The 12,499-nt window shown below is 36.5% G+C and carries 10 protein-coding genes; 2 read left to right on the top strand and 8 right to left on the bottom strand.

All coding sequences use genetic code 11. The annotated features are described in order from the left end of the window. The first annotated feature begins 232 nt into the window (after nucleotides 1–232). Together NBX25_RS19340 and NBX25_RS19345 are read left to right on the top strand one after the other, a co-directional pair. Entirely contained in the window at nucleotides 233–808 is a 576-nt protein-coding gene (locus NBX25_RS19340; RefSeq protein WP_250255060.1) for a phage tail-like protein, read from the top strand. 7 nt (nucleotides 809–815) lie between these two features. Beyond that, the gene (locus NBX25_RS19345) at nucleotides 816–2,375 is read left to right on the top strand and encodes a hypothetical protein (protein ID WP_250255062.1); all 1,560 of its coding nucleotides are present in this window, start codon (nucleotides 816–818) and stop codon (nucleotides 2,373–2,375) included. Between the two features lie 135 nt (nucleotides 2,376–2,510). Here NBX25_RS19345 and NBX25_RS19350 read toward each other — a convergent pair whose 3' ends face one another. The 8 genes from NBX25_RS19350 to NBX25_RS19385 form a co-directional block, all read right to left on the bottom strand. Continuing rightward, nucleotides 2,511–3,485, bottom strand: a complete 975-nt coding sequence (locus tag NBX25_RS19350; protein WP_250255064.1) for an NAD-dependent epimerase/dehydratase family protein — start codon at nucleotides 3,483–3,485, stop codon at nucleotides 2,511–2,513. Further along, nucleotides 3,482–4,267, bottom strand: coding sequence for an SDR family NAD(P)-dependent oxidoreductase (locus NBX25_RS19355; RefSeq protein ID WP_250255066.1), 786 nt, complete (start codon nucleotides 4,265–4,267; stop codon nucleotides 3,482–3,484). The genes NBX25_RS19350 and NBX25_RS19355 overlap by 4 nt, the downstream gene beginning before the upstream one ends. A gap of 160 nt (nucleotides 4,268–4,427) precedes the next feature. Then, a complete protein-coding gene (locus NBX25_RS19360; RefSeq protein ID WP_250255068.1) occupies nucleotides 4,428–5,516 on the bottom strand; it encodes a helix-turn-helix domain-containing protein in 1,089 nt (362 codons plus the stop codon). 32 nt (nucleotides 5,517–5,548) lie between these two features. After that, nucleotides 5,549–6,190, bottom strand: a complete 642-nt coding sequence (locus NBX25_RS19365; RefSeq protein ID WP_123856195.1) for a rhomboid family intramembrane serine protease — start codon at nucleotides 6,188–6,190, stop codon at nucleotides 5,549–5,551. Nucleotides 6,191–6,230: 40 nt separating this feature from the next. Next, nucleotides 6,231–8,822 (bottom strand): DNA gyrase/topoisomerase IV subunit A, encoded by a 2,592-nt coding sequence (locus NBX25_RS19370; protein WP_250255070.1) that lies wholly within the window; start codon nucleotides 8,820–8,822, stop codon nucleotides 6,231–6,233. Nucleotides 8,823–8,830: 8 nt separating this feature from the next. Then, entirely contained in the window at nucleotides 8,831–9,307 is a 477-nt protein-coding gene (locus NBX25_RS19375) for a hypothetical protein (RefSeq protein WP_123911169.1), read from the bottom strand. 29 nt (nucleotides 9,308–9,336) lie between these two features. Next, nucleotides 9,337–11,223, bottom strand: coding sequence for a DNA topoisomerase IV subunit B (locus NBX25_RS19380; RefSeq protein ID WP_123911168.1), 1,887 nt, complete (start codon nucleotides 11,221–11,223; stop codon nucleotides 9,337–9,339). Nucleotides 11,224–11,401: 178 nt separating this feature from the next. Next, nucleotides 11,402–11,941, bottom strand: coding sequence for a DUF2867 domain-containing protein (locus NBX25_RS19385; RefSeq protein ID WP_250255072.1), 540 nt, complete (start codon nucleotides 11,939–11,941; stop codon nucleotides 11,402–11,404). Between the last annotated feature and the right edge of the window lie 558 nt (nucleotides 11,942–12,499).

Below are 12,499 nucleotides of genomic sequence, written 5' to 3' on the forward strand. Positions count from 1 at the left end.
TTGTACAAGTTTTATATTCTGGCAGCATTGGCTGCTATTGCTCTCATTATTGCGATTATCATGATTGTAAAATGGGGCCGAAAAGCGAAAAACGCTCCCGTGGTAGCTACGAACCAAACCCTGAAGGTCTAATACCATTGTCTTTGACCAAAAAAACAACCATAAAAACACATTTACAGAGAGTTATTAACACTAAAAACAAACAAATTAACGTACAATAAATACACTTAGGATGAAAAATTATTTCTTATCAATTGTTTTTTTAACAATGAGTTCATTTGCGTATGCACAGGTTGGGATAAATACGCCAAATCCAGATGCGAGTGCAGCATTAGAGGTTTACAGCCAAAACAAAGGAATGCTGATTCCAAGGCTTACCACAGCTAAAAGGGATGCTATCCCGAATCCTGCCAATTCACTTCTCATTTATGACACGGATAAAAAGTGTCTAAGCCAGAATATCGGAACACCTTCCAGCCCGGATTGGCTATGTATCAGTGGGAATGCCGTCAAAATGTTTTATATGCCCAGCGTATCTTTCGATACTTCTCAAAATGCCACTGCTCAAACCAAAGATCTATATACCTTATATAAAAATCAATTTGGAACCCCAAAAGCAAAAAGCACTAGTGCCCCGACTTCTATTCCTTTCTTCCCGTCAAGCAAAGATCTTTATTATTATGTAACAGATGCTGATCCTAACGTATTTAGAAATATTTCTATTTCTGATTCGGGAGTAATGACCTATGATGTAAGAGCTGCGGCCACAGACTGTTCTTTTGTTAATATTGTTTTTGTTGTAAAATAATGGAATTATGAACAGAAATATTTCAATCTTATATGTTCAAAAAATTCTGTTTATTATTTCCTTTTTCGTTTTCTCTCAGCACATTGTAGCCCAAAATCAACAAGGTACAGGTTATCCTTATTTTGTTAATTTTACCCAGGGACTGCAACCTCAGGAAGCGTATAAGGTAACAACAAGCGGAATTCAGAATGATGCTACTTTTACAACGGACGGTTTAAGGCTAACCAGAAATGTGAATAATATATCCGGAGGTGTTATACTTGCGGACAGAAAATTCACCAGTGATCAGGGAATTAAATTCGAATTTGAATATGTCATCTATGGTGGAAGCTCCAACGGTGGTGATGGAATTTCCATATTTTTAGTGGATGGATCTATTCCCAAAGACCAACTTAATCTTGGTTACTTTGGAGGAGGACTAGGCTATACTTTTGTAATGAGAAATTCAAGACAAGGAGGAAATCTTGAAGGTTTGAGGGGAGCTTATCTGGGAATCGGCCTCGATGAATTCGGAAATTTTAAAACCAGATTTCGCCAAGGGGACAGAACAAGAAACGGGCTTACTGATGTGTCTATAGCTGATGGCCGGAACAATGTAACTTTGAGAGGAAAACGCGGGAATCAGTATCTTTCATCTTCGGAACCTGCCGGATACAATGGTTATCCGTTGCTTTACAGTACAGCAACCAACGCTTCTCCTTCAAGCAACAACCGTTCAATATACTTAAATGTTCAGACCGGAAAGCATATTGCTACTCAAAATTCCACTTTTAGCAAGTTTACTATGGAAAACGGAGGAAATTCAATTCCTCAGAATGAGTCTGACGCCAGATTCCGTAAGGCTTATATTACCTTAGTTCCTAATCCTGCAGGAGGCTATAATATTACAGTAGAGATTCAGCATGGCAATGTTAAAGAAAAGATTATTGACAGCTACTATTATCCCACCTCTTTAAAATATACAGAGAATGCCATGCAAAATAATCAGGTAAGAACGCTGGACACTTCTCCTCCTTCCACTTTCAGGATTGGATTTGCAGCTTCAACCGGAGATGCTAAAAATATACACCTGCTAAAAAACCTGGGAGTTACCAGACCTTATGCCGCTGAAGTTACTGATGATCTGTTTGCAGGATGTCCGGGAATAAAATCCATTTACTCTCCCCTTCTGAATGATGCCGCTTATACCTCAAAAAATGGTCAAAATCCACCTGTAGCTTCTTATAATAATATTGATTTTAACTCATTCCGGTTTTTAGATATTAATGGTGCCGTTATTCCTAATATAAGCGGAGGGGTCTACACCAATGGCGAAGGAACATGGACCTATTATCCAGCCACCGGAAAATTAGCTTTTAAACCTGCTAACGGATTTACCGGAGTAGCCAAAATAAGATATGACATCAAAGGCGGAGGAAGGGATGGCTCAGAAGGTCCTTATAATCATGAAGACTATCGATCTATGCCGGGATTAATACAAGTTAATATTTCCACTGCTAATAATTGTAGTAAAGCCTGTATAGTTTCGAATAAAAATATCACTCAAAAAATACAAAGCAATCCATAGGAAACAAAATACTAAAATTTAAAAACCGACTTTTGTCGGTTTTTTTTGTATTTCCGGATGAATCGTATGAAAGGATATTATCATCGTAAAAGATCCATTTCATGAGAACGGGCTTTCCGTTTAAATATCATGAAATCAACTCTTCATTTCTTTCGATTTAAAATAATTAATTGCATCTTCTATGGCCTTATTGATCGGTTGATATTGAATTTTCAGCTCATCTACCGACTTTTGGTTAGTGTAATAGTTATGAATCTGGAGTGCTTTCATATTAGAAGTGCAGAGGTTGGTTTTTATTTCTAATCTTCTCAGAATATCCCCTAGCCATCCTAAAATATTCAATAATAGATTGGGAATAGGAATCATCATTGGGGCTTGATTGGCAGCTTCATTTATCTTTTCAAAAAACTGTCTATAGTTTAAATTTTCATTGGCTAATAAATATTTTTCGCCATTCTTTCCATTTTCCATAGCGTTCATTACGCCATTGGCTGCGTCTTCTACATGAACAAAATTCTTCCCTCCCTTTGGATAAAAGATCAGTTTCTTTTTCCAGGCCCAAAAAATCAACTTTCCGGAACTTGGTTTTGTATCGTAAGCCCCAATCATGAAGGTGGGATTTAAAATGACCACTTTTGTATTTTTACAGTTCTTCAAAAGGTAAGTTTCAGCATTCAGTTTACTTTGTGCATAAAAAGAATCTGTGAAAGGGTATTTCTGAAGCTCTTCTTCATTTCCTGGATGTTCCTGGCTTCCATATCCAATCGTATTGGCCGAACTCACAAACAAAAATCGTTCTACCCCACAAGCTTCCGCCTGAGAGAACAAATTCACCGTAATATCATAATTTACTTTTTTATACTCTTCATAACGGATCAGGTTCTGATTCGTTTCTGCAGCTATATGAATGATACAGTCAACATTGGCAAGATATGATGACAGATCAGAGCTTATACAACCTTCAATCAGTTTCAGGTTTTCATTTTCTTCACCCAGATATTTGCTTTTCTGGCGCACCAGAGCAATAACAGAATAACCATTTTGTAATAATTTAATGATAATATTGGTTCCCAGAAGCCCTGTAGCTCCGGTTACAAAAACTTTTTTCATGCCTCGATCTCTCTTTTTATCGCTTGAGTCATCAGGGGAAGCTTAATCCATATGGGAAGAATCTTCATCATCACCCAGCTTATTGGGTTGACCATAATTACGGAATCTTTTTTAAATAACTGCCGAATGCACCGAGCCGCTACTTTATCAGGATTTAAAAGCGTCAGTCTTCCAAAGAAGCCTTGTTTTTCGATTCTTTTACAGACATCAGCATTGGTTTTCATAGCTCCAGGGTTCACTACGCTTACAAAAACATTTGTATCTTTTAATTCTTCATGCAGCCCTCTTGAAAAGGAATGAATAAAGCTTTTGGAGGCCGGATATACCGTCTTAAAGCCTATAGGAGAGAATGCAGCCATACTTGAAACATTTAAAATATATGCTTTAGGCTGTTTCAAAAGATTAGGTAACAGCTGATGGGTAATAAGAGAGGTTGCAGTTACGTTGACCTGCAAAATGGTGTTGATATAATCGGATGTAGCTTCAGTGAACTTCTTTGTTCCTCCAAGACCTGCATTATTAATCAGGATATGGATATTAAAAGACGAATTAAGCCATTCTGTAAGCTTCATTACGTTTTCATTAATGGAAAGGTCAACTTCATAGCAATAAGCTTTTATAGGGTGCTTTTCTTCAAGATTCCGGGAAAGTTCTTTTAAATTCTGACCGGGAAGACTTACCAGAATAAGATTGATATTTTTTCTGGCCAGGTTTTCAGCGAAGGCCTTTCCCAGTCCCTGACTTGCTCCCGTCACCACAGCGTATGATTCTTTGGTATCCATAAGATTAAATTTTACGGTACAAAGCTATCATGGAAACCTCCTTTGAATGTTCCGGATTATCTGAACGAACCTATTTTCAACCTAAAAACAAATCAAAATCAAGCATCTGATAATCAATAAATTAAATATGTTTACAAAGTAAAAGTTTATAATTCGGAACTTATTTTTTGAATTCGGAAGGAGTTTGCCCGGTCACTTTTTTGAAAGTAGTATTGAAGGAAGTCTTGGAATTGAAACCTGACTCATAAGCGATTCCCAGAATGGATAATTTACTTCCGGAATCTTTAAGAAGCTGTTTGGCATATTCAACCCTGAATTCATTCACATATTGGAAAAAATTCTTTTGAAAACCAGTATTGATAACATAAGATAAATGATGAGTAGTAACAGTAAGCATATCTGCCAGTTTGATGAGATTCAAGTCACTATCCAGATAAGGCTTCTTAGTTTCCATCATATGTTCAAGCTGTGTTTTAATTCTTAAGAGTTCTTCATCCGGCATCAGTTTCCTTTTTACCTCTTCAGAGTCAACATCATCCTGAATAGAGATTAATTCTTCACGTTGTTTTTCTTCTAATGGATAAATCTCTTTCTGTTTTAATGAATAATAACCAACGCAATAAATAACCACAAGGAATACTGCATTGATAAAGAAATTTAAGGATTTAGGATCATAAAACAGATTGTATACTACATAAATAATATTCACTGCAAGAATGACGAGGATAATATATTCCAGCCAATTCAGATTGATTCCTTCGGTATTGGAAGAAAACTGCTGGATGTTTCGCTGATGTTTTCTGATGGTGATATAAGAAAGAACAGTATAAAACAATGCCTGAACCAAGATCAGGAGGATACTTAGAAACTCAAAAGGATGAGTATACCCCAGTTTAACCAATACAAGAAATACAACAAATACCGCGGGCAATACCAGAAATTTTACATCTGTTATTTTAAATCTAAAAGAAGGATTAGTATGAAATAATACGCTGAAATAAAAAAAGACAGGTGTCAGATATTGTACAATCCGTATCGGGAATAAGGAGTGGAACTCTATAACTGAGGCAGTTATGAGGAAAAGAACTTCATCCAGCCAGAATGTAGACCAAAGAAAGAGAAAAATTCCGAACCAGAAATTGGCTTTCCGGTTAACCTTTAAAGGATTGGCAATGTTCAGCAGAGAAAGCAAAACCAATGAACCATAGATAAGTATCACGATGAAACTATTGAATTCTGATGTGTTCATTGGTTTTGATATTTTAGATTAAAAAGAGCTTTTTATCTTATTCGCTTCCTGATAAAAATCTGATATCCCAGGTAAATCAATGGTAGTGACATGACTCCAAGATATAAAATATTACTCATGGCCAGCTGCGGGTGTAATACAATAGAATATACAAGCCCGAAAAAGGCACCTCCAAGATGGGCAGCATGTCCCAGGTTGTCCCATTGTTTAGGGTTCAGCATCATGTAAACAGAATATCCGAAATACAATGTCCCAAATAACCATCCCGGTAAAAAGTTTACACTGATCTCATTGGGAGCCATCGCAATGGACGCAAAAATAATCCCTGAAACAGCTCCTGAAGCTCCGATAGCGGAATACCAAGGCTGTTTCTGGTAAATCTGTAAGCTAAATAGGTTTCCAAGGATCATTGATCCGAAATAGATCATCAAGAATCCAACTTCTCCAAAAAAGTGAACCACCACTCCCTGAAAGAAGTATAGGGAAAGCATATTAAAAAACAGGTGCATAAAATCTGCATGCAAAAATGCAGAACTTATCAGCCTTATATATTCTTTACGGTTGGCAATTGCTCCAACATTGAATTTATATTTTTCAAATAAAACGGTATTATTGAACCCCATGTAACTGAATACACAAGTAACGGCAATAATAATCAAAACAAATATATCCATCTGATGTTTTTATTTACTGTTAAATAGAAGCTGGTATCTCCTACTCGGCTTCATTTTCTTCTTCACCCTGGAAAAGATCTCCGATGATTCCTCCATCTTCGTCCATATCCCCGGCTGGTTCCGGATCTTCATATACTTCCGGCTCTTCTTCTACAGGTTCGGGAATTGTAATATTAATGGCTTTTACCTTAAATTTCGTAAACTGATTTCCTATCGCTTTTATTCCTTTTATGGTAATAAATTCGTCGATATTAATGGTTTCCGGATCCCTTTCTTTCCCTTTATCTTTTGCAAAAATAATTTCTGCCGTTACATCATTGGCAACGATGACATTCTCTATGAATGAATTCGGATGTTCAGATGGCATAAAGGTCTGTACATTCACTGTATTTTCCAGCAGGAATCTTTTGATAAAATAGATCTGCTTTTCACCATCATAATAAATACAAGTAATGGGCTGCTCAGGCTTCCATTTTTCCAATACCAGGTAATCATCATCAAAACGGTTTCCTAAATCAAAAGAAACTAGCTTTACTTCTCCATTGGTATTGATTGTTAATATCTTATCATCTCCTTTGAAACTACCCAATAAGGTACCCCTTACATCAGCATTCAGTCTTCTTACCGTATCATCAAACCAGATTCTTCTTGGAGCCAGTGTAGAAACGCCTTCTTCTTTAAGGTCTACCTTCTTCACTGCATATTTGGTCACCAGGTTTCCTTTAGAATCACGTCCTTTAATCGCAAGATCAGAGAAATTGATCTCCATTTTATTCTTTCTGATTCTAGGATTTGGCTTTAAAAGAACTGTAACGGTTTCTGCTTCTCCATTCGGGTTGGCTGAAAAGTATAATGTTTCTGAACCTTTTTTATCTGAAGCTAACGGATAGTCTGTATTTCTGGTAACCCCGGTTACAGAGAAACGTTTCATGTAATAAGGACCTTCCCTGCCTTCACGGTAGATCATGTTGTACACAGTTCGCTTGTCATTTTTCTTCCATATGGCAACGTGGAGAATATCTTTTCCGATAAATGTTTTAGCTTCCACTTTTACCACCTTCATGCTGCCGTCTTTTCTGAAAGTAATAATATCATCAATATCTGAACAATCAAACATATACTGATCTTTCTTCAATGATGTTCCGATAAAGCCTTCTTCAAAATTAGCATAGAACTTCTCATTGGCAACAGCTACTTTGGTTGCATCAATGGTATCAAAGATTCTAAGTTCTGTTTTTCTCTGTCTATCTTTTCCGTATTTCTTCTGAATATTCAGATAATACTCAATAGCATAGGCTATCAGATTGGCAAGATGATGTTTTACCTGCTCTATTTTACCTTCAAGAGAGGCTATATTTTCTTTAAATTTATCTAAATCAAATCTCGAAATTCTCTTGATCCTGATCTCGGTTAATCTTAAAAGATCTTCTTCTGTCACTGCTCTTAAAAGATGCTTGGTATGAGGCTTCAATCCTTTGTCGATGGTTTTCAAAACATCTTCCCAGGTTTTCACTTCTTCAATATCGTGATAGATCCTGTTTTCGATGAAAATCCTTTCCAGTGAAGAAAAATGCCAGCTTTCCTGAAGCTCATGAAGTTCTATTTCAAGTTCTTTTTTCAGCAATGATACCGTATGATCCGTATTCATTTTCAGAATATCAGAAACATTCATAAACATTGGTTTATCACCAACAATCACACAGGCATTCGGCGAGATTGTTACCTGGCAGTCTGTAAAGGCATACAGGGCATCAATCGTTTTATCCGGAGATACGTCGTTGTGAATATGAATCAGGATCTCAACCTTATCGGAAGTGTTATCTTCAATTTTCTTGATCTTGATCTTTCCTTTCTCATTGGCTTTTAGGATAGAATCGATCAGGTCACTCGTTGTTTTGGAATAAGGAAGTTCAGAGATTACCAACAGGTGTTTGTCTGTTTGGGTGATTTTAGCTCTGGCTCTTACCTTTCCGCCTCTGTGACCATCATTGTATTCTGATACATCCAGGTAACCCGCTGTTAAAAAGTCCGGATAAATCTCAAATTTCTTTCCTTTTAAATAAGCTACAGATGCATTGATAAGCTCATTGAAGTTATGCGGAAGAATCTTTGTGGAAAGTCCTACTCCAATTCCTTCCACCCCTTGAGCAAGAAGTAATGGAAATTTTACAGGAAGATCAACGGGTTCATTATTTCTACCGTCATAGGATTTTGTCCATTCCGTAGTTTTAGGATTAAAGACTACTTCCAGGGCAAAAGGAGTCAGCCTGGCTTCAATATACCTCGCTGCCGCAGCAGAATCTCCTGTGTAGATATTTCCCCAGTTTCCCTGAGTATCAATCAGTAATTCTTTCTGTCCTACCTGCACCATGGCATCTGTAATAGATGCATCCCCGTGAGGGTGATACTTCATGGTATTTCCCACGATATTGGCCACTTTATTGTAACGGCCATCTTCCAGTTCCCGCATAGAGTGCATAATTCTTCGCTGAACCGGTTTTAACCCGTCAAACACCGAAGGAATTGCCCTATCCAAAATTACATAGGAAGCATAATCCAGAAACCAGTCTTTATATAGGCCGGAAACTTTCTTTAAGCTTTCACCCTCATGCGAATATTCTTCTGTCGTCATCTGTTATATTAATCTTTTTTCTCTTTATTAGCTTTTACTACTTTATTCAGAGAGAGTTTTAAATCGTTTACTTCTTTTCTGGTCAGGTAAGAAATCTGGTACTTTAACATAGTGGAACCATTATTCTTACTTGAGACGGTAATGTATAATCTTTTGATAAAGAAAATACGAACTACGTCATATTTTATAAGTTTATATTTCGGAAACTCATCGTGAAGAGGTTTGCTTAAAAAAGGAATGATATTCCTGTTCTTAAAATGCAGTGCTTCACCGTCACTGTCATATTCAAAAATCTGTCGTCCGTTAAGATGAAAGGTAATCAACAGCAATATGGGAACAATTATCATCATATAGCTTTCATTGCCTAGCGTATGAAATCTATATTTATTAACTAAAAATCCTGCAATTCCAAACACGACCATCATCATCAACAGCGTGCTTATAAAGTTATAAAATGATGCTTTACTACGGTTACTTAATCTCATTGTGATTCTTATATGGTGCTCATCAGGTATTAGCTGCTTACTTCATCAAGAATGTGTTTTTTATCAATATCAGAATCATCTTCCACCACTAAGTTCTCAAGGATAAAAGTTTGTCTGTCTGGTGTATTTTTTCCCATATAAAACTCCAGTAGTTGATCTATAGTCTGATCTTTTCCAATTACTACCGGTTCTAAACGGATATCTTTTCCGATGAAATGCTTAAATTCATCCGGAGAAATTTCCCCTAATCCTTTAAATCGTGTAATTTCAGGATTTTTCCCAAGTTCATTCAAGGCTTTTACCCGTTCTGCTTCTGAATAACAATATCTTGTCTCTTTTTTATTTCTAACCCTGAATAATGGGGTCTGAAGGATATAAAGGTGATTATTTTTAATCAGATCCGGGAAAAATTGCAGGAAGAATGTGATCATTAATAGACGGATGTGCATTCCATCAACATCGGCATCCGTTGCAATAATTACTTGATTGTATCTCAGGTCTTCCAAACTTTCTTCAATATTCAAAGCAGCCTGAAGAAGGTTAAACTCTTCATTTTCATACACCACTTTCTTCGTCAATCCATAGCAGTTCAGGGGCTTTCCTTTTAATGAGAATACCGCCTGTGTTTCTACATCTCTTGATTTGGTGATAGATCCTGATGCAGAATCTCCCTCGGTAATAAAAATCTGTGAATCTCCTTTTCTCTCAGCTTTCTGATCGTTATAATGCTGTCTGCAGTCACGAAGTTTCTTATTATGCAGAGATACTTTTTTAGCTCTTTCTCTTGCCAGCTTCTGGATTCCGGAAAGTTCTTTTCTCTCTCTCTCAGAAATCAGAATTTTTCTTTGGATGGCCTCAGCTATTTCAGGGTTTTTATGTAGGAAATTATCAAGCTTACTTTTAAGAAAATCAATAATAAAAGTCCTTACGGTAGGTCCGTTAGGTCCCATATCATTAGATCCCAGCTTTGTTTTGGTCTGGGATTCGAAAACCGGTTCTTCTACATTGATGGAAATGGCTGCAATGATTGATTTCCTAATATCGGAAGCATCAAAATTCTTATTGAAAAACTCACGGATCGTTTTCACATAGGCTTCACGGAAAGCATTAAGGTGCGTACCCCCCTGTGTTGTATTCTGTCCGTTAACGAATGAAAAATAAGTTTCCGTTTGTGATTTATCAGAATGGGTAATTGCCAATTCAATATCCTCCCCTTTTAAATGAACAATCGGATAAAGAATATCACTTTCCAGTTCTTCCTCTAAAAGGTCTTTCAGACCATTTTCAGAAAAATAGGTTTCCCCGTTGAATACTATTTTCAATCCCGGATTCAGATAGGCATAATTACGGAGCATTCTTTCGATATACTCTTTTCTGTATTTGAAATGCAGGAAGATGTCTCCATCCGGAATAAATGAAATTTCGGTTCCGTTTCTGTCCGAGGTTTCTTTTTCATCAAAGTTCTCTTTGATCATCCCACGGGAGAATTCCGCCACCTTCATTTTCCCATCACGGAAAGAGCGTACTCTGAAATAGTCTGAAAGGGCATTTACAGCTTTTGTACCCACCCCGTTCAGTCCGACAGATTTTTTAAATGCTTTACTGTCGTATTTACCTCCGGTATTCATTTTGGAAACGGCATCTACTACCTTCCCCAACGGAATTCCACGGCCAAAGTCACGAATAGTGACCTTTCCGTCATCCAGCTTTATTTCAATTCTTTTACCGGATCTCATCCTGAACTCATCAATGGAGTTATCCAGGATTTCTTTAAGTAAAATGTAAATACCATCATCAGCAGAGGACCCGTCACCGAGCTTCCCGATGTACATTCCGGGACGCAGACGGATATGTTCCTGCCAATCGAGGGTTCTGATATTATCTTCCGAGTAGGTTGGATTTATTTCTTGTGACATATATGATTTCAGCAAACATACAAAAGTACGAAATTGTCCAAAATTATCCGAATTTTAATCTTCATTTTTTATCAACATTCTTCCTGAAATCAAGATTATCATCACAAAAAAGTAGACTTAATTAAATGAAATATAAAAGGGTAAATGTCTGTGTTCCGACACTTACCCTCTGAAATTATTATGCCGCACTTTCCAGCTTGCCTATTATATTTTTAAGCATAGCCGGAACAATGAGCTTATGAAACGGCCGTACTGGTAAAAAGTACAATACTCCCAGCCAGTTATGGAACTTTACTGTAGTGGAGATTGTTAAAGAATTTTCATCCTGTCCACCCTGGTTCTTATCAAACAAAAGAGAAATTCTGAAATCCAGATGTTTATCATCTTCACCAAGAATAATTTCATTGCTGGTTTTATCAAGAACCTTAAAAATACCTAGACGCTCTCCTACCTCACAGGTAAAGCTGTCGGCATCTTTCTCCGGATCAGTCTCTGCACCTGTTTTCAAACCAAATAATCCTACCATCTTATTTCTGATAGCAAACATTTTCTTCCCCCATTTTGGTCCACTTGTAAAAAAAGCTTTCCCTATTTGTGTAATATTGAAATTCTGCCCGTTTCCTACCAGTCCACCTTCAAAACTATCCACATAATCAAACTTTTCTCTTCCTTGAGACAAAATAGATCTTGCAGGAAACTCAATCTTCTTAATTTTCATGATCATTGGTTTTATATTATTTTTAGCATAACAAATATAAGCATCACTGAACATATTTAAAAGTAAAAGTTCTATTTTTTCAAACAATTGTTTAAATTATTTTTTTCTGATAAAAATAGACAGTGATTTGTTGAAAAACCTCGAAAACGCCAAGTTCTTTTAAATTCATGCAGTTGTAGGGTGCAAGATTTTTATCTCCGAAAAAATGCTGTACTGTTAAAATATACTTCCGTAATGGCCACGAATTCACGAATGATTTTTATTAATGCATAAAATATGATGATGAAAATATTTTGAAAGCTTTCCTTACTGAGAATCTTGGATCCTCTTGCGCCTTAAAAATAATCTGTATTATTAATTCTTTGCGCCATTGCATTTTCCAACCTAAAAACTCTCGCAGATTTTGCTGATTACGCAGATATTTAAATGCCACAAATAACGTCATTGATGCATACATCTATGAGTACATAACCTAAAAAAGTAACTTTTACTGTATTAGAAACATTGATAAGAATAGAAGTATTTAAATGAACAGCGCTTTAAATAATTCATTAAATT

The organism is Chryseobacterium sp. Marseille-Q3244, assembly GCF_940807095.1.
Classification (GTDB): domain Bacteria; phylum Bacteroidota; class Bacteroidia; order Flavobacteriales; family Weeksellaceae; genus Chryseobacterium.